This window comes from Streptomyces taklimakanensis (assembly GCF_009709575.1).
GTDB classification, from domain to species: domain Bacteria; phylum Actinomycetota; class Actinomycetes; order Streptomycetales; family Streptomycetaceae; genus Streptomyces; species Streptomyces taklimakanensis.
On sequence record NZ_WIXO01000001.1, the window covers coordinates 3,652,569 to 3,674,032 of the forward strand.

Annotated in this window: 18 protein-coding genes; 8 read left to right on the forward strand and 10 right to left on the reverse strand. The window is 75.1% G+C overall.

Going from position 1 to position 21,464, the window contains the following annotated elements:
• The first annotated feature begins 251 nt into the window (after positions 1–251).
• Both F0L17_RS16295 and F0L17_RS16300 read left to right on the forward strand, forming a co-directional pair.
• Positions 252–1,628 carry a PspC domain-containing protein gene (locus F0L17_RS16295; protein WP_338018105.1) on the forward strand — a complete coding sequence of 459 codons (1,377 nt, stop codon included), beginning with the start codon at positions 252–254 and terminating at the stop codon, positions 1,626–1,628.
• A complete protein-coding gene (locus tag F0L17_RS16300) occupies positions 1,625–1,870 on the forward strand; it encodes a hypothetical protein (RefSeq protein WP_155071649.1) in 246 nt (81 codons plus the stop codon). The genes F0L17_RS16295 and F0L17_RS16300 overlap by 4 nt, the downstream gene beginning before the upstream one ends.
• A gap of 20 nt (positions 1,871–1,890) precedes the next feature.
• Here the strand turns inward: F0L17_RS16300 and F0L17_RS16305 are convergent, their stop codons facing one another.
• Both F0L17_RS16305 and F0L17_RS16310 read right to left on the reverse strand, forming a co-directional pair.
• Entirely contained in the window at positions 1,891–2,706 is an 816-nt protein-coding gene (locus F0L17_RS16305; protein ID WP_155071650.1) for a hypothetical protein, read from the reverse strand.
• Entirely contained in the window at positions 2,706–3,230 is a 525-nt protein-coding gene (locus F0L17_RS16310) for a SigE family RNA polymerase sigma factor (protein WP_155071651.1), read from the reverse strand. Before F0L17_RS16310 ends, F0L17_RS16305 begins: the two co-directional genes overlap by 1 nt.
• Positions 3,231–3,473: 243 nt before the next feature.
• On the opposite strand from F0L17_RS16310, the gene F0L17_RS16315 reads away from it, so the two are divergent.
• Positions 3,474–4,304, forward strand: coding sequence for a pectate lyase (locus F0L17_RS16315; protein ID WP_155071652.1), 831 nt, complete (start codon positions 3,474–3,476; stop codon positions 4,302–4,304).
• 186 nt (positions 4,305–4,490) lie between these two features.
• On the opposite strand, the gene F0L17_RS16320 is transcribed toward F0L17_RS16315, so the two are convergent.
• The 3 genes from F0L17_RS16320 to F0L17_RS16330 all read right to left on the reverse strand — a co-directional run bounded on the left by F0L17_RS16320 (position 4,491) and on the right by F0L17_RS16330 (position 6,954).
• Entirely contained in the window at positions 4,491–5,858 is a 1,368-nt protein-coding gene (locus F0L17_RS16320; protein ID WP_420802420.1) for a hypothetical protein, read from the reverse strand.
• A 317-nt stretch (positions 5,859–6,175) separates the two neighbouring features.
• Positions 6,176–6,712: a hypothetical protein gene (locus tag F0L17_RS16325; protein ID WP_155071653.1), complete on the reverse strand. Its 537-nt coding sequence runs from the start codon at positions 6,710–6,712 to the stop codon at positions 6,176–6,178.
• Positions 6,709–6,954, reverse strand: coding sequence for a helix-turn-helix transcriptional regulator (locus F0L17_RS16330; protein ID WP_155071654.1), 246 nt, complete (start codon positions 6,952–6,954; stop codon positions 6,709–6,711). The genes F0L17_RS16325 and F0L17_RS16330 overlap by 4 nt, the downstream gene beginning before the upstream one ends.
• A 145-nt stretch (positions 6,955–7,099) precedes the next feature.
• Here F0L17_RS16330 and F0L17_RS16335 point away from each other — a divergent pair, with 145 nt between their 5' ends.
• Positions 7,100–7,453: a hypothetical protein gene (locus F0L17_RS16335; protein ID WP_155071655.1), complete on the forward strand. Its 354-nt coding sequence runs from the start codon at positions 7,100–7,102 to the stop codon at positions 7,451–7,453.
• A gap of 155 nt (positions 7,454–7,608) precedes the next feature.
• On the opposite strand, the gene F0L17_RS16340 is transcribed toward F0L17_RS16335, so the two are convergent.
• Positions 7,609–8,217 carry a DUF1707 SHOCT-like domain-containing protein gene (locus tag F0L17_RS16340; protein ID WP_155071656.1) on the reverse strand — a complete coding sequence of 203 codons (609 nt, stop codon included), beginning with the start codon at positions 8,215–8,217 and terminating at the stop codon, positions 7,609–7,611.
• Positions 8,218–8,279: 62 nt separating this feature from the next.
• On the opposite strand from F0L17_RS16340, the gene pcrA reads away from it, so the two are divergent.
• Positions 8,280–10,844, forward strand: a complete 2,565-nt coding sequence (gene pcrA, locus F0L17_RS16345; RefSeq protein ID WP_155071657.1) for a DNA helicase PcrA — start codon at positions 8,280–8,282, stop codon at positions 10,842–10,844.
• Between the two features lie 105 nt (positions 10,845–10,949).
• Here the strand turns inward: pcrA and F0L17_RS16350 are convergent, their stop codons facing one another.
• Together F0L17_RS16350 and F0L17_RS16355 are read right to left on the reverse strand one after the other, a co-directional pair.
• Positions 10,950–12,563 carry a peptidoglycan DD-metalloendopeptidase family protein gene (locus F0L17_RS16350; RefSeq protein ID WP_338018106.1) on the reverse strand — a complete coding sequence of 538 codons (1,614 nt, stop codon included), beginning with the start codon at positions 12,561–12,563 and terminating at the stop codon, positions 10,950–10,952.
• A gap of 322 nt (positions 12,564–12,885) precedes the next feature.
• Entirely contained in the window at positions 12,886–13,809 is a 924-nt protein-coding gene (locus F0L17_RS16355) for an esterase/lipase family protein (protein ID WP_155071659.1), read from the reverse strand.
• Between the two features lie 272 nt (positions 13,810–14,081).
• Between F0L17_RS16355 and F0L17_RS16360 the strand changes: the two genes are divergently transcribed.
• Positions 14,082–14,492 carry a coenzyme B12-dependent isobutyryl CoA mutase small subunit gene (locus tag F0L17_RS16360; protein ID WP_155071660.1) on the forward strand — a complete coding sequence of 137 codons (411 nt, stop codon included), beginning with the start codon at positions 14,082–14,084 and terminating at the stop codon, positions 14,490–14,492.
• Between the two features lie 85 nt (positions 14,493–14,577).
• On the opposite strand, the gene F0L17_RS16365 is transcribed toward F0L17_RS16360, so the two are convergent.
• Together F0L17_RS16365 and F0L17_RS16370 are read right to left on the reverse strand one after the other, a co-directional pair.
• Complete coding sequence (locus F0L17_RS16365) at positions 14,578–16,188, reverse strand: DUF5691 domain-containing protein (RefSeq protein WP_155071661.1); 1,611 nt, start codon at positions 16,186–16,188, stop codon at positions 14,578–14,580.
• Positions 16,185–17,603 carry an SWIM zinc finger family protein gene (locus F0L17_RS16370; protein WP_155071662.1) on the reverse strand — a complete coding sequence of 473 codons (1,419 nt, stop codon included), beginning with the start codon at positions 17,601–17,603 and terminating at the stop codon, positions 16,185–16,187. The genes F0L17_RS16365 and F0L17_RS16370 overlap by 4 nt, the downstream gene beginning before the upstream one ends.
• Positions 17,604–17,857: 254 nt before the next feature.
• On the opposite strand from F0L17_RS16370, the gene F0L17_RS16375 reads away from it, so the two are divergent.
• Positions 17,858–18,958, forward strand: a complete 1,101-nt coding sequence (locus F0L17_RS16375) for an AAA family ATPase (protein WP_162466279.1) — start codon at positions 17,858–17,860, stop codon at positions 18,956–18,958.
• Complete coding sequence (locus F0L17_RS16380; RefSeq protein ID WP_338018107.1) at positions 18,955–21,399, forward strand: DUF5682 family protein; 2,445 nt, start codon at positions 18,955–18,957, stop codon at positions 21,397–21,399. The genes F0L17_RS16375 and F0L17_RS16380 overlap by 4 nt, the downstream gene beginning before the upstream one ends.
• Positions 21,400–21,464 lie beyond the last annotated feature (65 nt).

Here is a 21,464-nt window from a genome sequence, read left to right on the forward strand (position 1 = left end):
CGTCCCCGAGACATCCGGGACGCCTCCGGGTCCGCCCCTGATGCCCGGCGGCGGGCGGGCACGCCACCATGGAGCCCATGAGAGACGCCCAGCCGCACGACCCGCACGACGACCGGCCGCCCGGCGGTGGATCCGCGGCCACGCCGTCCGGGTCCGCGGGGGGGACGGCTCCCGGGGGGTCCGGGGGGTCCGGGGAGCCACCGGGGACGCCGGACGGGAGCGGGCGGGAACCGGAGGCGAGGCCGCGGCTCGTGCGCAGCCGGCACCACAAGGTCGTCTCCGGGGTCTGCGGCGGCCTGGGCCGTCACTACGACTTGGACCCGGTGGTCTTCCGGGTGCCGCTGGCCGTGCTGTCCGCCGTCGGCGGCCTCGGGCTGCTCTTCTACGGCTTCGCCTGGCTGTTCGTTCCGCTGGAGGGTGAGGACGAGAACGAGGGGCGGCGGCTGCTGTCGGGACGGGTCGAGGGCAGCGCGCTGAGCGCGGTGCTCTGCGCCCTCGTCGGCTCCGGACTGTTCCTCGCCTCCATGGGGAACGACAGCGGGCGCGTCCAGTTGTTCTCCGTGCTGCTCGTCGGCGCCGTGGCCGGGGCCGCCCACTGGTCGCAGCAGCGGCGCAGGGCCGTGGCCACCGAGGCCGAGGGCCGGCCGACGGATCCGGTGGCGGCCCACGCCGCCGCGGAGGCCCCTCCCGAGGCCAAGGCACCGCCCGCCCCGGCCGGGCCGTCGTGGTGGCGGGAGCCGCTGACCAAGGAAGGGCGACCGGGACGGCCGCACGACACCGGCTACCTGTGGGGCCCGGAGGACGAGCCGACCGCCGCCGATCCGTACGCGGCGCCGGCGTCCTCCCCGTGGGGCCCGTGGGACCCGGACGGCGACGGGGGGAACGGCGGGGGGAAGAGCGGACGGGGGAGCGGTGGCACGGCGGTCGGGGGCGCCTCCGGGAACGCGGCCGGGAACGTGCCGCGCGGGCGGCGGTCCCTGGGGGGCCTGGTCCTCCTGCTCGCGGCGGTGGCGGCGGTGGCCGGCACGGCAGCGGCCTGGTCCTCGCAGTCACTGGGCACCGCGCTGTCGGTGGGGCTGGGGTGCGCGCTGGGCGTGTTCGGGCTGGGCACGGCCGTCAGCGCCTTCTACGGGAGGGTGGGCGGCGGCACGGTCGCCGCGATCGTGTGCACCGGTGCGCTGTTGGCCGGCGCCGTGGCGCTGCCGAAGGACATCTCCACCGAGTGGACCGAGGCGTACTGGCACCCGCCGTCGGCCGCCTCGGTCCGGGACCGGTACGAGCTGGGCACCGGCTCGGCCGTCCTCGACCTGTCCGAGGTGGAGATGGAGAAGGGGACCACCCTCCGCACCAGCGTGGAGGTGGGCGCCGGCGAGGCGCTGGTCCTGGTGCCCGAGGACATCGGGGTCCGGCTGGACGTCGAGGTGGACGCGGGCGGCTACCGGCTGTCGGAGCTGCCCGGTGCCGCCGGCGGCTGGAGCGAGGAGCGCGGCGGCGGGTTCGGCGTCACCGACCGGCGGACGCTGCCCCCGGCGGGCGGAGGCGAACCGGACGGGGTGTTGGAGCTGCGCCTGCGCGTCGGAGTGGGCGAGGCCGAGGTCGTGCAGCACGCGACGGGGGAGGGGCGATGAGGCCGCACCGGTTCGAGCCCGCCCGGCTGCTGCTGGGCCTGTCGCTGTTGGGCGTCGCCGTGGCCCACGTCCTGACGGCGACGGGGCGGTGGGAGGTGCCGTTGCCCGTCCTGCTGTCGCTGGTCCCCGCGGCGCTGCTGTCGGCGGGCGCCGTCTCGGCCGCCACCCACGCCGTCCGCCGCCGCCGGGGCCGGAGGAGGGGCGAGCCCGCGGGCGACGGCGCGAGCGGCGCCGGGGGCTGAGCCCGCGCGGACGGCGGGGCTCAACCGGCGGGGGGCCGGAAACCGCCCCGGACGGTGTGCTCGCCGTCCGCCGTCGTGGCGGTCGCGGCGTAGGTGTCGTTCCCGGTGTCGCGGGCGGCGGTCGCGCGGTCGTACTGGACGGCGAAGACGTGTTCCCCGGCGGGCACGGTCCGCCCCTCCTTCAGGGTCCAGCGGTAGACCAGCGCGTCGCCCTCCTCGCGCGTGGTGGCGGTGAAGTCGGCCTCGGGCAGCGTCCGCCAGTCGCCGGTGCTCCGCACGCCGTCGGTCCGGGCGATCCGCACCTCCACCACGAGCGAGGTGAGGGGCTCGCGGGTGCCGAGGGTGATGTTGCCCTGCGCCCAGTGGGGGTTGCTGTGCGGGTCGATCGAGCCCTCGGCCCACAGCGGACCGTCCTCGACGCGGTGCCCGCCGGGGCGCGGACCGGCGTTCGACGGGGAGGACGGATCCGGGGAGGACGGATCCGGGGAGGACGGGGCGCGGGAGGGCGCCGGCGCGTCGGGGTCCGGCGGGGTGGGGAGCGGTGCGGTGGCCACCTCCCGGCTCCCCCCGCCGCCGTCCGTCGGGGAGGTGACGGCGAGGACGCCGGCGAGGAGCGCGGCGGTCGCGGCCAGGGCGCCGAGGGCGATCCGGGGCCAGGAGGCGCGGGACGTGCCGAGGAGTCGGGGGAGCCGGGCGCTTTGGGCGGGGGCGGCGTGCGGTACGGGACGCCCCCGTGTCCCGGCGGAGACGCCCTCCCACACCCGGGCGCGCAGCCGCGCCCGGTCCGGCCGGTAGGCGTCGGCCTCTTCCCGCAGCATCTCGTGCAGGGGGTCCATCACTTCCCTCTCCCCACCAGTTCGCCGGTGGCCCGGGGCCCCAGCAGCCGCCGCAGTTCCGCCATGCCCTTGGACGTCTGGCTCTTGACCGTACCCACGGACACACCCAGGGTGAGCGCCGTCTCCCGCTCGGACAGGTCCAGGGCGTGGCGCAGCACGACGCAGGCGCGCTTGCCGAACGACAGCCGCGCCAGGGCCGTTCGAACGTCCACGACGGCCGCCACGTCCGGATCGTCGATCCGTTCGGAGCGCTGGAGCCGGAACAGGGAGAGGCGGCGTCTTTCGCGCACCGCGCTGCGGACGCGGGACCGTGCCCGGTTGGCGACGACACCGCGGGCGTAGGCGACCGGGTGGTCGGCGGCCCGCACGCGGTCCCAGCGGTGCCAGAGCTCGACCAGCGCGTCGGCGGTCAGGTCCTCGGCGGCGTCCGGATCGCCCGTCAACAGGTAGGCGAGGCGGGCGAGTTCGGTGTGGTGGCGCTCGAAGAACTCGTGGAACTCGGCGGACGCGTCGTCCGGGGCCATGGGAAGCCTCCGTGTGGTGTGCCCGAGCCCGGCGTTGGGCGCTGAGCATAGTAACCGTTTGCGCAACCTTGTTGCGTAAGTCGGGGCGTCCCCGCCGGGGGAGCGGGGGACCGGGAGGGGCCGGGAGGAAAAAGTCGTTCCGGCGGCAACCTCCCGGGCGACGGCGGCGACTTGAGGGCGTACGTGGCGAGCGATCCCACGGCGAACAACCCCCACGAGAGTCCACGGAAGTCGGAGCCACCCATGAACCAGAGAACCCCCCGCCGCGGAGAGCACCGGAGGCGGCCCGCCCGCCGCCGCGCCACCGGTGTGCTGATCGCCGCCGCCGTGACGGGCGCGACGGTCGCCACCGGCGCCGTCTCGACGTCCTCGGCGGGCGCCGCCACCGCGTGGCCCGACCCGAAGGAGAGCAGGCCGGTCTCCTCCACCATCGAGGTCTCGGGCAGCTACGACGGCGGGATGAAGCGCTTCCACGGCAGCGGCGAACTGGGCGGCGACGGGCAGGACGAGGGCCAGGACCCGATCTTCAAGCTCAAGGACGGTGCCGTCCTGAAGAACGTGGTCCTCGGTTCCCCCGCCGCCGACGGCGTGCACTGCGCGGGTAGCTGCACCCTGCAGAACGTGTGGTGGGAGGACGTCGGCGAGGACGCCGCCAGCTTCAAGGGCACCTCCTCCTCGGCGAAGTACACCGTCATCGGCGGCGGCGCCCGCGAGGCCGACGACAAGGTCTTCCAGTTCAACGGCGCGGGCACCCTGCGGATCTCGGACTTCCGGGTGTCCGACTTCGGCAAGCTGGTGCGCTCCTGTGGCAACTGCAGGAAGCAGTACACGCGCCATGTGGTCCTCGACGGCGTGACGGTCACCGCCCCCGGCACGTCCCTGGTCGGCATCAACAGCAACTACGGGGACACCGCCACCCTGCGGAACGTCACGATCGTCGGCGACCCCAAGAAGAAGATCAAGCCGTGCGAGCGCTACGAGGGCAACAGCAGCGGCAGGGAGCCGAGCAGGATCGGCAGCGGCCCGGACGGCGAGCACTGCCGCTACTCCGCCTCCGACATCACCTACGAGTGAGCCCGCCGGGGCCCCGGCGCGGGCACCCACCCCTTCCTCGCCCGTGCTCCACGGGCCCCGGCCCGACCGGTCACCGGTGATCGGTGACCGATGACCGGTGTGCCCGGCGCCACGTCCCCCAGGCGCCGGGCACACCGGACAGAGGCGGCGCGGCGAGCCCGCGGGACACGGCGCGGGACACGGACGTCAGTCCACGACGTCGATGGCGTAGCGATTGGTCTCGGCGCCCGACGCGGTGATCACCTGCACCTCGACCCGTCCCGGCTCGACGTCCACCGGGACGGGGACGATCAGCACGGTGTCGGCGGGATTGGCGAAGCCCCCGACCACCGGCACCAGCGGAACGTGGACGTGGACGGAGCCGATGCGGACCGTCGTCCGCGCCGGCCGGTCCGGGGTCTGCGCGCCCGGCGGCACGAACCCGTGGCCGCGGATCTCGATGTCGTCGCCGGTGCGGATCGGCGCGTCCAGATCCCCCGCCTCCCGGGCGCGGACGACGGACAGGACGACGGGACGGCCGCCCTCGGCGTGCTTCCCGGCCAGGTACGTCACGGCCGAGACCGCCGTCAGCAGCACCACCGCCCACGGCAGGTCCGGCAGTCCGTCGGGCCGTTCGGCCGGCCGGACCGCGGCCAGCACCAGCGCGACCGCGTTCACCAGCACGTACTGCACGTCCGTGAAGGACCCGCGACCGTCGTCGTCGGTGAGCAGATCGGCGGCACGCGGCCGGTCGGCGCGGACCTTCTGGAGCCGCTGGGCCCGCACCCGCAGGGCCACCGTGCGCCGCACCACGACGGCCACCGCGCAGGACAGGGCCAGGACGGTCAGCAGTCCGGCGCCGCGCTGGAGGGCCAGGCCCGCCAGGACGCGGCGGCGGTCCTCCGCGTCGGGGGCGATCGCCAGTTCGACGGCGAGGACCAGCACGGTGTAGCAGACCCACAGCACCCACGCGGCGGCGACCGCGCGGGAGGTCGACAGCCGGTTGTCCTCCCCGATCACCGGTGCCGGCACCCCGCCGTGCGACCGGTGCAGCCGGGCCGCCGCGGTCAGGCAGAGCGCGGCCACCAGCGCGGCGAGCAGTCCGGCCGTCCGCGCGGTCGTCCAGCCCGGGCCGAGGAAGGCGCCGACCCCCTGGACGGCCGCCGACAGGGCGACCGCGCACCAGACGACGAGCGTGGTGCGCCGCCACAGCCCGCGCAGCCGGACGTCCTCCTCGGCGCGGACGCGGTCGGCGACGACCTGGGCCGCCTGGGTCAGTTCGTCGGAGACCCACTGGCGGGAGGCGCCGGGGGAGTGGGCGAGCGCGGCGGGCACCCCGACACCCGCCGCCAGTTCGTCGCGCCGTCTCCGGAAGTCGGCCTGGGCCCGGCGGCGGGCCTCCCGGACGCCGTGCGGACAGCCGGGGCAGGCGCAACCACCCGCGGTGCCGGCCACCGCCCCTCCCGCGCCCGTCGCCGGACCCGCCGGACCCGCCGGACCCGCCGGCCTCGTGCCCGTGGCGCCGGCCGCACCGGCCGCTCCCGTCGTACCGTCCCGCGCCGTGTCCACGGCCACCGTCGCTCCACCTCTCCCCGGCTCTCCCCGAGCCGCCGACACCCCGGCAACGGGAGGGAATTGTGCCCTACGGCAGGGGCGTCGGGGAGGTGTTCGCGACCTCGCCGGAGGGGGAGGCGGGGCGGTCGGGGCGGGTACGGACACGGCCCCCGCCGCACCGGCGTGGCTGGTGGTGCGGCGGGGGCCGTGTCACGGGGCGCGTCCGGAACGTCCCGGGCGGACCGGAATCGGAGGACGGGACGAACACCCGAACGGGTGAACGCGTGGGCCGGCGTGGTCCCGCCGGGGGCGGACGTCGGTCCGGTCCGGGCGTCGGGTCAGGGAAGCTCGTCCACCACGTCGTCCGCGGGGTCGTCGGGCGCGGTCAGGGTGGCGATCCACAGCGGCAGCAGCCAGTGCGCCACCAGCAGGGCGAACAGGGTGCCCAACAGGAACGGGACGGAGAGCCGCGCGTCACCGTGTGCGTGCGCGAGGTACAGGCCGAACAACACGGCGAGCTGGAGGGCGAGCGAGGCCCGGTGCGCGACGGCGAGGACGCGACCCCGGTCGGCGAGCTGCCGCTCGTCCAGCACCCGGGCGCGCAGCTCCAACAGCCCGCGGGTGGCGAGGTTCAGCGCGCCCGTGATCGTGCACCACACCGCCAGCAGTACCAGCAGTGCCGGCAGCACCGCGTACAGCGGCCACCCGTGGTCGCCCGGGAGGGCCCACAGGGCTCCCAGGAGAGCGGCGGACAGGGCGACGTGGGCGGTGACGAGGCCCCGGCGGCGGGCGCGGGTGGCGTACAGGCCCCGATGGCGGTCGTCGTTCATCAGGGCCAGCATGCGCCGGTCGCGGTGCGTGGCGGTCTTCGTCATGAGTGCCTCCCGTAGACCTCGTCGGTGAGCGGGCGGAACGGCTCCAACGAGAACAGCGCCTCGACCGGCAGGTCGAAGAAGGCGGAGATCCGCAGGGCCAGGTGCAGGCTCGGGTTGTACTCGCCGCGCTCGATGTAGCCGATGGTCTGGTAGTGGGCGCCGACCGCTTCGGCCAGTCGCTGCCGGGACACCTTCCGCTCAGCGCGCACCATGGACAACCTGTTGTGCACTTGCTCGCTCATGTATAAGAAGTACTACATTCGATCGAGTGTTGACAACAAGCGGAGAGGAAGGGGGCGGCACCCCGCGGAGGTACGGGAGGAGGGCGGGCCCGTGGGCCGGGCCCTACCGGAGGGGCGGGAGCGAGCCCCGGCTACCCTCGCGTCCATGGAGGCACTCACCCACTTCTTCGTCGGCCTGCACATCGTGGGCATCGGCGCTCTGCTCGGCGGATTCATGACCCAGATGAAGGCGATGGGCGCCGGCGAGGCGCGCATCGTCCCGGCGATGCTGCACGGCGCCCTCACCATGCTGGTGACGGGCGTGGCCCTGGTGGGCCTGAACGAGGCGGACGACCAGACGGTCGACCACGTCAAGATCGGCGTGAAGCTGGCGGTGCTGGTGGTCGTCCTCGCCCTGGTCTACGTCAAGCGCGACGAGGAGAAGGTGCCCGCGCCGGTCTTCGGCACCATCGGCCTGCTGACCGTCGCCAACATCTTCATCGCCACCATGTGGACCTGAGCGGGCCCGGTCCGCGGGACCGCGTGGAGCCCCCGGCCGTGAGCGCGGCCGGGGGCTCCACGCGCCGGAAGGACACCCGCGGGGTTCGCCGGACGCACGGGAGGGGCCCGTACCGGCGCCGCCGGCAGGGCCCCGGCCCCGCGTGGGCGCGACCGTCAGCCGTCGGCGCGGCGGCCGGGCCGGCGGAACGGATACCGCACCACGACCGTCCCCGCCTTGGCGCTGCCGGTGATCCGCAGAACCGGCGTGCCGGGCGCGGGCGGTTCGGTGGCCCGGTTCCGCACCGAGCCGAGCCCGGTGCTCAGCCCGTCGGTGTGGACGGACCAGCCGCGCGGCACGACGATCCGGACCTCGCCCATCCCCGCGTCGATCTCCAGGTGCACCTCGCGGTGCCGGCACTCGGCCCGGGTGAAGTCGAGCTTGATCTGCCCCAGGGTGTTCTTGGCGACGATCTTCTCCGGCACCACCCAGTAACCGGTCCGTCTGATGTCCCCGGCCACCGTCTTCAGCACGAGCGGCTCCCCCGAGGGCGGTGCGGAGGGTGCGGGACGGCCGGGCGTTCCGGGGGCGGGCAGGTCGGCGGTGAGCGCGTCCAGCTCGCCGTACGTCTTGGCGGTGAGGGCCTTCTCCAGCCGTTCCTCCAGTTCCTCCAGGTCGATCCGGCCGTCGCCGGCGGCCTCGCGGAGCCGCTCGGCGACCTCTTCGCGGTCGGCGTGGCCCGCGCGCAGTTCGGAGCCGGGGCGGTGGGCGGGAAGGTCCGTCATGCCCGCCATCTTAGGAGTGGGCCGTCCCCGCGCCGAAGGATGCGGCCTAGACTCGTACGACGATGAGCAGCCTCTTCGACGACAGTTTCCTGGCCGACCTCGAACCCTCCGGGGAAGAGGAGCCGCCGCCTCCGCCGGAGGAGGAGTCCGCGCCGCCGGAGGAGGTCCCGGACGACCTCTTCGCGGGCGCCCTCACGGGCGGTGGCGTGCGCGACACCCACTACCGGGACGGCGCGGCGCGGCCCGTCGTCGACCCCGCCGCCCTGCTGGAGGGCCTGAACGAGCAGCAGCGCGCGGCCGTGACGCACACCGGCTCGCCCCTGCTGATCGTCGCGGGCGCCGGCTCGGGCAAGACGCGGGTGCTCACCCACCGCATCGCCCACCTGCTGGGCGCGCGCGGCGTGCACCCCGGACAGATCCTCGCGATCACCTTCACCAACAAGGCCGCGGGCGAGATGAAGGAACGCGTCGAGGAGCTGGTGGGGCCCCGCGCGCGGGCGATGTGGGTCTCCACCTTCCACAGCGCGTGCGTGCGCATCCTGCGCCGCGAGAGCAAGCGGCTCGGCTTCACCTCCAGCTTCTCCATCTACGACGCCGCCGACGCGCGACGGCTGATGGCCCTGGTCTGCCGGGACCTGGAGCTGGACCCCAAGCGCTTCCCGCCCAAGTCGTTCAGCGCCCAGGTGTCGAACCTGAAGAACGAGCTGGTCGACGAGGAGGACTTCGCGGCGCGGGCGAGCGACGGCTTCGAGAAGACACTGGCCGAGGCGTACGCGATGTACCAGGCGCGGCTGCGCGAGGCCAACGCCCTGGACTTCGACGACATCATCATGACGACGGTGCACCTGCTCCAGGCGTTCCCCGACGTCGCCGAGCACTACCGCCGCCGCTTCCGCCACGTGCTGGTCGACGAGTACCAGGACACCAACCACGCCCAGTACACCCTGATCAGGGAGCTGGTGGGCGTGGACGGCGAGTCCGGGGACGACGGGGGCGGGGTCACGCGCGCCGAGCTGTGCGTGGTCGGCGACGCCGACCAGTCCATCTACGCGTTCCGCGGCGCCACCATCCGCAACATCCTCCAGTTCGAGGAGGACTACCCGGACGCCACCACCATCCTGCTGGAGCGGAACTACCGCTCCACGCAGACCATCCTCTCGGCCGCCAACGCCGTCATCGAGCGGAACGAGAACCGCCGCCCGAAGAACCTGTGGACGGACGCCGGGACCGGCTCCCGCATCACCGGTTACGTCGCCGACACCGAGCACGACGAGGCGCAGTTCGTCGCCGAGGAGATCGACCGGCTGACGGACGAGGGGAAGGCGAAGGCGGGCGACGTCGCCGTCTTCTACCGAACCAACGCGCAGTCCCGGGTCTTCGAGGAGGTCTTCATCCGCGTCGGCCTGCCCTACAAGGTCGTCGGCGGGGTGCGCTTCTACGAGCGCCGGGAGGTCCGGGACATCCTGGCGTACCTGCGGGTGCTGGCCAACCCCGAGGACTCGGTGCCGCTGCGCCGCATCCTCAACGTGCCCAAGCGCGGCATCGGCGAGCGTGCCGAGGCGATGATCGAGGCGTTGGCGCTGCGCGAGCGGATCACCTTCCCGCAGGCGCTGCGCCGGGTCGACGAGGCGTACGGCATGGCGGCCCGCTCGGTGAACGCCGTCAAGCGGTTCAACGCCCTGATGGACGAGCTGCGGACGATCGTGGAGTCGGGCGCCGGCCCGGCGACCGTGCTGGAGGCCGTCCTGGAGCGCACCGGCTACCTCGCCGAACTCCAGTCCTCCACCGATCCGCAGGACGAGACCCGGGTGGAGAACCTCCAGGAACTCGCGGCCGTCGCCCTGGAGTTCGAACAGGAACGCGGCGCTTCCCCCGGAGCCGACGGCCCGGAGGAGGGTGCCGCCGACGGCGCCGGAGAGACCGCCCCCGCCACCGGCACGCTCGCGGAGTTCCTGGAACAGGTGGCGCTGGTCGCCGACTCCGACCAGATCCCGGACGAGGACGCCGAGAACGGCGGCGTCGTCACGCTGATGACGCTGCACACGGCCAAGGGCCTGGAGTTCCCGGTGGTCTTCCTGACCGGTATGGAGGACGGCGTCTTCCCGCACCTGCGCACCCTGGGGAAGACCAAGGAGCTGGAGGAGGAGCGGCGGCTGGCGTACGTCGGCATCACACGGGCGCGCGAGCGGCTCTACCTCACGCGCTCCGCGATGCGCAGCGCCTGGGGGCAGCCCTCCTACAACCCGCCCTCCCGGTTCCTGGAGGAGATCCCGGAACAGTACCTGGAGTGGCGGCGCACCGGTCCGATGGCCGGCGCGGGGGCCGGGGGCGGGTCGGGCTCCGCGCGGTCCGCGTCCTCGTCGGTCTCCTCGTCGCTGTCGTCCTCGTTCCCCCCGGCCGGCCCCGCGGCGCGGCGCCGGGGCCCGAGCGGCTTCGCCACGGGCCGGGCCAAGGAACGCCCGGTGGTGTCGCTGGAGGTGGGGGACCGGGTGACGCACGACAGCTTCGGACTCGGCCGGGTCGTGGCGGTGAAGGGCAGCGGGGACAACGCCGAGGCGACGATCGACTTCGGCGGTGAGAAGCCCAAGCGGCTGCTGTTGCGGTACGCGCCGGTGGAGAAGCTCTGAGCGCTCCCCGAGCGGTCGGTCCGGTCCGGCCCCGTGCGTCGGCCGACGCACGGGGCCGGACCGGCTCGGGGCAGATCGGGTCGGGTCAGATCGGGGCAGGTCGGGTCAGGTCGGGTCCAGACCCTTGGAACGGAGCCAGGAGAGCGGGTCGATGGCCGCCCCTCCGCCGGGCCGGACCTCGAAGTGCAGGTGCGGACCGGTGGACTTACCGGAGTTGCCCGAGTAGGCGATGATGTCGCCGGCCTTGACGGAGCCCGAGCGGATCCGGGCGCTGCTCAGGTGGCAGTACCAGGTCTCGGTCCCGTCGGGCGCGGTCACTATCACCATGTTGCCGTAGGCGCTGTGCGACTGGGTCCGGACCGTGCCGTCGGTGGCGGCCATGACGGGGGTGCCGTAGGCGACGGGGAAGTCGATGCCCGTGTGCAGCGACACCCAGTTGATGCCCGCCTGTCCGTAGTAGGCGCTGAGCCCGTGCTGGGCGACCGGCAGCGCGAACTTGGGACGCAGGGCCTCCCGGCGCGCGGCCTCGGCCGCCTTGCGCTTGCGCTCGGCCTCCTGACGCTCCTTGAGGTCGATGCGTTCCTGGGTGCGGCTGGCGCGGTCGGCGAAGCTCTCGGCCTTGTCGGAGAGCCCGGCGATCTGGGTGTCGAGCTTGCTGTTGGCCGCGCTGATCTTGACGGAGGAGGTGTCGGGTGCGGCCTGGGTGGTGTCGTCGGTGTCCTCACCGACGCCGCTGACGGAGGCGGCGGCCACCGCGGTGACCCCCATGACGCAGACGGACGGCACGGCGACGGTGAGGAGTGCGGAGCGCTTGGGCCGGGCGGAGCGGCGCCGGCGCGAGCCCCCGGAACGCGCCGGGGGGACGGGGGCGCCGGGCTCCTCGGCCCGGTCGTGGTGCCCGGCGGGTCCGCCGGGGGCCTCGGGATCGTCGGAACCGTCGGAACCGTGGGAGGCGTCGTGCCCCTCGGAGGGGTCCGGTGTGCCGCTCCCGGTGGCGTTCGGGGCGTCGGCGGTGTGCCGATCGTCCCGGGCGTCGAAGCCCTCGGTGTCCGGGGCGGGGAGTTCCTGGGCGGAGAACTCCTGGGTGGAGAATTCCTGGGTGGAGAAGCCCTCGGCGAAGTCCCCGGGGGAGAACTCCCCGGTGGGGAAGCCGTATCCGTCCGAGTCGGCCGGGGGGTGGGCGTCGTGGGTCTCGGGGTGGTGCGCGGCGGGGTAGGCGCCCGAGTCGTCCCAGGCGCCGGCGGAACGGCCGTCGTAGGCCGGGTGCGCGCCGGCGGGGGCGTCCGTGCCGTGGGCGGTGCCCGTCTCCGACCAGCCGTAGCCGGCCGTCTCCTGCGGGTGTCCCGACGGGGTCGGGACGTGGGCCCAGGCGGCGGTGGAGTGGCCGTCGTAGCCCCCGTCGTAGCCGCCGTAGGTCGGGTGGGCGCCGGTGTCGCCGCCCCAGGAGGTGTCCGGGGCGATCCCCGGACCGGTGGCGCCGGACGCGGTCGCCTCGGGGGCGTCGCCGGGCAGCGGACCGAAGAGCGGGTCGTTGCCGTACGCGCCTCCGAGGGCGTCGAAAGTCCCGGTGGTGTAGCCGTACGACGTGTCCTGAGGGGCCTGGTGGCCGTAGGACTGGTGGTCGTAGGGGGAGCCGTAGGGGCCGTACGAGGCGTCGACGGTGGGGTCGGCAGTGGGGTCGGCGGGGACTGGGTCTCCCGACGGGTGACGGTCGTTCACCACCAACTTCTCTTTCGCCTCGGCGACAGGGGCGGAGCAGTGCGGCGACTGTACCCGGCGGTACGCGACGGCGACAATCTTCGGCAGGTTTCGAGCCCCCTGGAAACGGGCATTCGAGCGCCTTTCGGCGGACTACAGACCAGTAATTGGCCGGGCGTTCGATATGCGTTCGATTTCTTGGGATGTCGAAGAGGGCCGAAAAGGCTCCGGGCGGCACAACGGCACCGTGAAGAAATGTGAAGGGCTTCGGTGGATTCCTTGGAGGCGCGGGATTTTCCACCCGAAACGCCCGGCGTGCCGCGGCGCGCCGGACCACAGGCCGTCAGGCGGCGCCGGCGGACCTCCCCGCCGGCCCCGGCCCCCCGGTGGCGCGGTGCCGCCGCGCTCCGGCGGCCAGTTCCCTGCGAACCCCGGCGGCGACCTCCGGGTGGGCCAGGAGGGCCAGGTGCCCCAGACCGCGCACGCGCACATTGCGGACGTCCAGATCGGGGTGGTCCAACCGGGCCGACTCGACGGGGAGCATCAACTGGTCGAGGTCGCTCCAGAAGGCGACGAAGCGGGTCCGACAGCCCGGCGCGGGACCGGTGAGCTCCTCGAGCACCTCGGAGCCCGGACGCAGTTGACGGACGACGGGATGGGCCGACATCAGGGGGGCCACGCGCGTGCCCGTGTGCGGGGTGCCGAGCGTCACCAGGGTACGGATCCGGGCGTCCCCACCCATGCGTTGCGCGTAGTAACGGGCGATCAGGCCGCCCAGACTGTGCCCCACCACGTCGATGCGCCGCCTGTCGGAGCTCTCGCAGACCTTCTCGACATGTTCCGCCAGGCGTTCGGCCGCGCAACGGATGTCGCAGGTCAGAGGGGAGTAGTTGAACGCGCAGACATCCTCCCAGCCGTTGCGGACCAGGGAGCGGCGCAGCAGCGTGAAGACCGATCGGTTGTCGACGAAACCGTGCAGCAGGAGGACGGGCGGGCGACGGTGCCGGCCGCGGCCGCCCGTCCCGTCCCGGCCCGCCCCGCCCGGCCGCCCGGCCGGGCACCGCCGGCCGCCGTCGCGGTCGGTCGCGGGCGGCGGGACGTACCGCTCCTGGGCCATTCCGGCGGGGTAGAGCAGGGTGCGTCCGGCCAGGAAAGCGGCTTCCAGGGCGGCGGCCCGCACCTCGCGCGGCGCGAGGGGGATCAGGGACAGCGGCAGGGCTCCGAGGGAGGAGGCGGAGGCGAAGGGCAGTGCCCTGGTGACCCTCATCGGCGGTGGCACCTCCCCGGCACGCCCGACACGTACGTACCGTTCGTATGCCCCCCGGGGACGTGCCTGATGCGACCGTTCGCCGGGCGCGCCGCCTTTCGGCGGGGGACGGGACGGGCGGCGCCGCGCCACCGGCGTGTGATTTCCCACTCCCTCCGCGGCGGGGTACTGCCGGGTGCGGGATGCTGGGGATAACGTTCGTTCACCGAGTGGCCGCCCGCCGGATACGGCCGGACGGGCGGTCCGGGCCGCAGTCGTTTTGGGAGGCAGTGATGGGTGTGTCGGGTCCGATCCGCGTGGTGATCGCCAAGCCGGGTCTCGACGGCCACGACCGCGGCGCCAAAGTGATCGCGCGGGCGCTGCGCGACGCCGGTATGGAGGTCATCTACACCGGCCTGCACCAGACGCCCGAGCAGATCGTGGACACCGCGATCCAGGAGGACGCCGACGCGATCGGCCTGTCCATCCTCTCCGGCGCGCACAACACGCTCTTCACCAAGGTGCTGGAGCTGCTGCGCGAGCGTGAGGCGGAGGACATCAAGGTCTTCGGCGGCGGCATCATCCCCGAGGACGACATCGCGCCGCTCAAGGCCCAGGGCGTCGCCGAGATCTTCACCCCCGGCGCGCCGACCGGCGACGTGGTGGAGTGGGTGCGTTCCCACGTCGGCTCGGTGGCGGCCTGAGAGCGGTCACGGCGTCGATGTGACACGACGCCGTCCGGGGCCCGGGAACGCCCGCCGTCCGAGGCGCTCCCGGGCCCCGGCCGGCTCACACCGGCCCTGCGGCGGCCCGTCCCCCGGCGGGCGCGCCGCCCGCCTCCGGCTCCAGCTCCCGCAGCATCGTGGCGCGGAGCCGGAGCGTGGCCACGAGCCGCTGGAACGCCTCCGACCAGTAGCCGCCCGCGCCCGGCGAACCGCCCTCGGACTCGTCCGGGACGGCGGCCAGCGGCGCCAGACGGTCGGCCAGGGCCGGATCCAGACAGCGCTCGGCCAGGCCCATCACCCCGCTGAAGCTCCACGGGTAGCTGCCCGCGTCCCGGGCGATCTCCAGCGCGTCCACCACGGCCCGCCCCAGCGGCTCGGCCCAGGGAACCGCGCACACCCCCAGCACCCTGAACGCCTCGGACAGGCCGTGGGCCGCGATGAACTCCGCCACCCACTCGGCCCGCTCCCCCTCCGGGAGCACGGTCAGCAGCTTCGCCGGATCGCCGGGGGCCGCCGCCGGCGAGGCGGAGGGCTTCCCCAACAGCGCCCGCGCCCACTCGGCGTGCCGCTGCCGCACGGCGGCCCGGGCCCACGCCTCGTGGAGATCCGCCGCCCAGCCGTCGGCGACCGACAGCGCCGCGATCCGCACGGGCGTCCGACCCCCCAGATGCTCCGGCCAGCAGTCCAGCGGCGCGGCCTCCACCACCTGGGCCAGCCACCAGGAGCGCTCGCCCCGGCCCGGGGGCGGATCCGGCACCACGCCGTCGCGCCGCATGCCCGCGTCGCACTCGTGCGGCGCCTCGACCACCAGCCGGTCCGGCTCGCCGGTGCGGTCCAACGCGACGCAGGAGCGGGCCCGGGCCGCCATCCGCGCCGCCAACCCCGAACCCGGCAGCGCCGACAGCAACTCGGCGGCGGTGACCCGGACGTTGCGGCTGCGGTCGGTCAGCGCCCGCTCCAGGAACTCCTCGTCGCCCCCCGACAGGCCCTCGCGCAGCGAGTCCAGGAACATCAGCCGGTCCTCGGCGCGCTCCGTGGGCCAGGTGCCGGCCAGCAACTCGCGGGCCGCCGCCGGATCGTGCCGCCGCAGGGCCCGCAACAGCGCGGACCGCTCCGCGAACAGCCCCTCCTCCCACCGGAGCCGTACGGCGGCTTCGTCCGGCTCGCCGGTGCCGTCCACCGGCAGTCCGGCGGCACGGCCGGACCCGCCGCGCAGCGCGAACCCCCAGTCCGGATTGAGCCGTGCCAGCCACAGCGCCCGAGGCCCGCCCAACGTCAGCGCCCGGCCCCGCAGGTCCGTCCGCGCGCGGGCGGCGTCCAGCAGGTCGGGCAGCCGCTCGGCCGGTGCCCGGTAGCCGTGGGCGTTGGCGGCGGCGAGCCACTGCGGCAGCAGTTCGGCGAGGTCGGGCGCGATGCCCCGGCGCCCGCCGCCGCCCGTGCCGGGGCGGTCGGTGAGCAGCAGGGCCAGCCGCCGCGCCGCCGCCGGCGGCAGCGGCGGACGCGGATCATCGGGAGCCGGTTCCGGCCGCCGCGCCGCGACGGCGGGGCGCAGACCGGCTCGCCGGCGCACCGTCTCCACCGCGGCGGCGTCCAGCAGCGCCTCGACCGAGCCGCCGGGCGGCGTGCGCCGCTCGGCGCCCAACAGGGCCGCGCCGACCAGTTCGCCCCAACTCATCGCGTACCTCCCCCGGTGCCCGCCGCGGTCAGGGGCACCGCCGTGGCCGGCGCGGCGCCCGACCAGACCGTGTGGGGGACGAAACCCCGGTGGCCGAACTCGCCGAAGACCGTGACGGGACCACCACCGGAGACGGCGGCGAGCCGCCACATCCGGGAACGCGCGCCCGCCGTGCCGACCACCGGCAGCGCGGCGTCGCCCCCGGCGTCGGCCAACTGCCACCCCTCCCCGTCGGGCACGGGCACCACGTCCGACAGAACCACCGGCCAGGCGTCCAGCCACGGATCCTCGCGCAACGCGACGGAGTAGGAGGCCGGCCCGCCGCGCACGCCCGCCCCCGGCGGCGGCGCGTCCTCGGGCTCGGGCGCCGCGTGCCGTTCCCCGAGGGCGGCGCGGAGCGCCGGGGCGCCCGGGTAGTAGGCGAGGTCGGCGTCGACGCGGGTGCCCACCGGCAGGGCGAGCTCCGGGGGACGCCCGCCCGCGCCGAACGACAGCACCAGCGCCATGCGTCCCGTGCGCCGCCCCCGGAGCCAGAAGCGGCGGACCGTCACCTTCCCCTCCTCCGACTCGTGTCCCCCCAGTACCAGCCAGTGGTCGCGCACGAGCGCGTCGCGATCGGCGAGGAGCGCGGCGACCTCCGTGGTGAGGCCCACCCGGGACCGCACGGTCGCGGCCAGCGGCTCCGGCAGCCCGTCGAGGCCCAGGAACCCCCGGTCGAGCAGGTGCAGCAGGGCGCACTCCTCCAGCATCCGGGAGGGCCAGCCGGGGCCGGAGCCGGGGACGGCCCCCAGCTCCCGCACCCGTGCGGCCAGCCCCGGCGCCTGGGCGTCCACCATGCGCGCCGCCGTCTCCTCCCAGGCGGCGTACCCCGCCTGCTCGGCGCCCGCCAGCCCACCGCGCAGCAAGTCCGCCAGCCGCCGCTCCAGCTCGCCGGCGCCCGCCGCGATCCGCGCGGCGCGTCGCTCGGCACGGCGACGCGCCGCCTCCGGGTCGGCGGGGGCCGCCGCCCGCTCCCCGTCGCGGGCGGCGGCCTCCTTCTTCTCCTTCCCCTCCTCCCGCCGTCGGCGCCCGGAGAGCCACTGGTCGGCCCAGTCCGGCACGGACCCGGGCGCCTCCGGCACCGCGTCCCCGTCGGCCGCCCACAGCAGGAGCAATCCCAGGGCGTGCTTGCAGGGGAACTTCCGGCTGGGACAACTGCACCGGTACCCCGGCGCGCTGCCGCCCGCGACGTCCACCACCGTCAGGTAGGGCTTGCTGCCGCTGCCCCTGCACAGACCCCACACCGCACCGTTCCCCGCGCCCGTCCCGGACCAGGGGCCGGGCGCGGCCAGCTTCGCACCGGCCTTCGCGGACGCCGCGTCAGGCGCCAGTGCCAGCACCTGTTCCGACGCCCAACGCGCTGCCCCTGCGCTCATGCGTTCCTCGCCCTCCCCATACGGACGCGTGGTTCTCGTCGCTGCTCAGACCGTTTTTCTCACCGAACGGAAACAAAGGCTCGCTCTCTGTGCGGTGCACCATGTGGACGACCGTACGAGTCCCCACTGACAATCCCCTCCGACAGAGGGTCCTCGCAGGTCGGCGGCCTCACCTGGGGATTCGGGACGGCGTTGTCAGTGCCGACGTGCATCGTGTCCGGCGTACCGGATCAGCCGCCTGCGAGGGGGAGAACGTGACCGCCACCAACAGCGCACCGGCCGCTCTGCGGCCCCATGCCGAGGACGCCTTCGCGGAGGAGCTGGAGGCGCTGGCCGCCGCGGACGACCGGCCGCGTCCCGAGCGGTGGCGGCTGTCGCCGTGGGCCGTCGCCACCTACCTGCTCGGCGGCACCCTGCCGGGCGGCACGGTGATCACGCCCAAGTACGTCGGGCCCCGCCGGATCGTCGAGGTGGCCGTCACCACGCTGGCCACCGACCGGGCCCTGTTGCTGCTCGGAGTGCCGGGCACCGCCAAGACGTGGGTCTCCGAGCACCTGGCGGCGGCCGTCTGCGGCGATTCCACGCTGCTGGTGCAGGGCACCGCGGGAACGGCCGAGGAGGCCGTCCGCTACGGCTGGAACTACGCGCAGCTGCTGGCCAACGGGCCCAGTCGGGAGGCACTGGTGCCCAGCCCCGTGATGCGGGCCATGGCCGACGGCACGGTCGCCCGCGTCGAGGAGCTGACGCGCATCCCGGCCGACGTGCAGGACGGCCTGATCACGATCCTGTCGGAGAAGACGCTGCCGATCCCGGAGCTGGGCGAGGAGGTCCAGGCCGTCCGCGGCTTCAACGTGATCGCCACCGCCAACGACCGGGACAAGGGCGTCAACGAGCTCTCCAGCGCCCTGCGCCGCCGCTTCAACACCGTGGTGCTGCCGCTGCCCGCGACCCCCGAGGCGGAGGTGGAGATCGTGGCCCGGCGGGTGGAACAGATCGGCCGCTCGCTGGACCTGCCGGCGGCTCCCGACGGGATCGACGAGATACGGCGCGTGGTGACGGTCTTCCGCGAACTGCGGGACGGGATCACCACCGACGGCCGCACCAAGGTCAAGACCCCGTCCGGCACGCTGTCGACGGCCGAGGCCATCTCCGTGGTCACCGGCGGGCTGGCCCTGGCCGCCCACTTCGGCGACGGGGTGTTGCGCCCGGGTGACGTGGCCGCCGGGATCCTCGGTGCCGTCGTCCGCGACCCGGCGACCGACCGCGTGATCTGGCAGGAGTACCTGGAGGCGGTCGTCCGGGAGCGCGAGGGCTGGAAGGACTTCTACCGCGCCTGCCGCGAGGTGAGCGCGTGACGGCGGCGGTGCGCGGCGCGGGCGCGGCACCGGACGGGCCCCTGCTGCTCGGCGTGCGCCACCACGGTCCCGGGTCGGCGCGGGCGGTGCTGGCCGCGCTCGACGCCCACGAGCCGAAGGTGCTGCTGGTGGAGGGGCCGCCGGAGGCCGACGCGGTGGTGGAGCTGGCGGCGCACGAGGCGCTGCGTCCCCCGGTGGCGCTGTTGGCCCACGCGGTGGACGATCCGGCGCGGGCGGCGTTCTGGCCGCTGGCCGGGTTCTCCCCGGAGTGGGTGGCCATCCGCTGGGCGCTGGAGCGCGGGGTGCCGGTGCGGTTCTTCGACCTGCCGGCGGCCCACTCGCTGGCGTGGGACGCGGACGGGACGGACGGCGAGGGCGGGCCGGGGCCGGACGGCGAGTCCCCGGAGGACGAGGCGGCCCGCCTCGACCCGCTGCGCGTGCTCGCCGAGACGGCCGGTCACGACGACCCCGAACGCTGGTGGGAGGACGTCGTGGAGCACCGCGGCGGCCGACGCGGGGACGGCGGGGACGACGGGGACGGCGAGAACACGACCGCGGATCCGTACGCGCCCTTCGCCGCCCTCGCCGACGCCATGGCCGCCCTGCGCGAGGCACACGGGGACGGCCCGCGCCGCGACGCGGTGCGCGAGGCCCACATGCGGCTGCGCCTGCGGGAGGCGCGCGGGGAGTTCGGGGACGAGGGCGTGGCCGTCGTCTGCGGCGCCTGGCACGTGCCCGCCCTGACCGCACGGACGACCGTCACCGCCGACCGCCGGCTCCTCAAGGGGCTGCCGAGGACGAAGACCGAGATCACCTGGGTGCCGTGGACCAACGAGCGGTTGGCGCGCCGCAGCGGCTACGGCGCCGGGATCGTCTCGCCCGGTTGGTACGGCCACCTCTTCTCCGTCCCCGACCGCCCCGTCGAGCGGTGGATGACGAAGGTCGCCCGGCTGCTGCGCGAGGAGGACCACCCCGTCTCCTCGGCGCACGTCATCGAGGCGGTGCGCCTCGCCGACACCCTGGCCGTCCTGCGCGGACGCCCCCTGCCGGGGCTGGGCGAGACGCTCGACGCCGTGCGCGCCGTGATGTGCGAGGGCTCGGACGTACCGCTCGCCCTCGTCCACGACCGGCTGGTGGTCGGGGAGGCACTGGGCGAGGTGCCCGAGGAGGCGCCGGCGGTACCGCTCCAACGCGACCTCGCACGTCTCCAGCGTTCCCTGCGGATGAAACCGGAGGCGCGCGAACGCGACCTCGACCTCGACCTGCGCGAGGAGAACGCCGCCGCCCGCAGCCGGCTGCTGCACCGGCTGCGGCTGCTGGGCATCGACTGGGGCGAGCCGGTGGCGGGCCGCGGGGGAGCCACCGGCACCTTCCGCGAGACCTGGCGGCTGCGCTGGCGGCCCGAACTGTCGGTGCGGATCGCCGAGGCCGGGGTGTGGGGGACCACGGTCGCCGCGGCGGCCACGGCCCGGGCCGAGGCGCTGGCGCGGGACGCCGATTCGTTGGCCGAGGTCACCGCGGTGGCCGAACGCTGCCTGCTCGCCGGACTCGGCGACGCCCTGCCGGTGGTGATGCGTGTCCTGGCGGACCGCGCGGCCCTGGACACGGACGTCGGCCGGCTCGCCCGGGCCCTGCCCGCGCTGGTGCGCTCGGTGCGCTACGGGGACGTCCGCGGCACGGACGCCACCGCGCTGCGCGAGGTCGCCGAGGGGCTCGCCGAACGGGTGTGCGTCGGACTGCCGCCCGCCTGCGCCGGCCTCGACGCCGACGGCGCGGCCGAGATGCGCGGCCACGTCGACGCCGCCCATCGGGCGGTCGCCCTGCTGGGGCGGGAGGAACTGCTCGCGCGCTGGCGTGCGGTGCTGCGCTCCCTCGCCGCGCGGGACCGGACTCCGGGTCTGGTGCGGGGGCGCTGCGCCCGCCTGCTGCTGGACGACGGGGCGTTGGCGGACGACGAGGCGGCCCGACTGATGGGGCCGGCCCTCTCCCCGGGCACCCCACCGGCGGACGCGGCGGCCTGGATCGAGGGCTTCCTGGCGGGCGGCGGCATGCTGCTCGTCCACGACGAGCGGCTGCTGTCCCTGGTGGACGGCTGGCTGACCGGATTGGCGGGGGAGGCGTTCACGAACGTCCTGCCCCTGCTGCGCAGGACGTTCTCCGCGTACGAGCCGGGGGTGCGGCGCACCGTCGGAGAGCTGGTCCGGCGCGGCCCGACGGGACGTGCCGGGGCGGGCGCGGCGGGGTGGGAGAGCGCACCGGGTTTCGGTGCGGGACTCGACCGGGAGCGGGCCGACGCCGTGCTGCCGGTGCTGCGGCTGCTGCTGGGGGAGGGCGCGGTGGACTTTGGCGCGGGAGGGCGCGCCGACCGGGACGGCGAGCGGGCCGGGCGGTCGGGGGAACGGACGGGGAAGACGGCGGAGGAGAAGGCGGTGACGGCGTGACGAACGATCCGACCGCGGTGCCGACCGTGCCGGGGGCACCGGTGGACGGGGCGGGGAACACCGAC

What these genes read in the sequence shown, in the direction of transcription:
- F0L17_RS16300 (WP_155071649.1), top strand. Translation starts at nt 1,625, where the DNA reads ATGAGGCCGCACCGGTTCGAGCCCGCCCGGCTGCTGCTGGGCCTGTCG.
- F0L17_RS16305 (WP_155071650.1), bottom strand. Translation starts at nt 2,706, where the DNA reads ATGGACCCCCTGCACGAGATGCTGCGGGAAGAGGCCGACGCCTACCGG.
- F0L17_RS16310 (WP_155071651.1), bottom strand. Translation starts at nt 3,230, where the DNA reads ATGGCCCCGGACGACGCGTCCGCCGAGTTCCACGAGTTCTTCGAGCGC.
- F0L17_RS16315 (WP_155071652.1), top strand. Translation starts at nt 3,474, where the DNA reads ATGAACCAGAGAACCCCCCGCCGCGGAGAGCACCGGAGGCGGCCCGCC.
- F0L17_RS16325 (WP_155071653.1), bottom strand. Translation starts at nt 6,712, where the DNA reads ATGACGAAGACCGCCACGCACCGCGACCGGCGCATGCTGGCCCTGATG.
- F0L17_RS16330 (WP_155071654.1), bottom strand. Translation starts at nt 6,954, where the DNA reads ATGAGCGAGCAAGTGCACAACAGGTTGTCCATGGTGCGCGCTGAGCGG.
- F0L17_RS16335 (WP_155071655.1), top strand. Translation starts at nt 7,100, where the DNA reads ATGGAGGCACTCACCCACTTCTTCGTCGGCCTGCACATCGTGGGCATC.
- F0L17_RS16340 (WP_155071656.1), bottom strand. Translation starts at nt 8,217, where the DNA reads ATGACGGACCTTCCCGCCCACCGCCCCGGCTCCGAACTGCGCGCGGGC.
- pcrA (WP_155071657.1), top strand. Translation starts at nt 8,280, where the DNA reads ATGAGCAGCCTCTTCGACGACAGTTTCCTGGCCGACCTCGAACCCTCC.
- F0L17_RS16355 (WP_155071659.1), bottom strand. Translation starts at nt 13,809, where the DNA reads ATGAGGGTCACCAGGGCACTGCCCTTCGCCTCCGCCTCCTCCCTCGGA.
- F0L17_RS16360 (WP_155071660.1), top strand. Translation starts at nt 14,082, where the DNA reads ATGGGTGTGTCGGGTCCGATCCGCGTGGTGATCGCCAAGCCGGGTCTC.
- F0L17_RS16365 (WP_155071661.1), bottom strand. Translation starts at nt 16,188, where the DNA reads ATGAGTTGGGGCGAACTGGTCGGCGCGGCCCTGTTGGGCGCCGAGCGG.
- F0L17_RS16370 (WP_155071662.1), bottom strand. Translation starts at nt 17,603, where the DNA reads ATGAGCGCAGGGGCAGCGCGTTGGGCGTCGGAACAGGTGCTGGCACTG.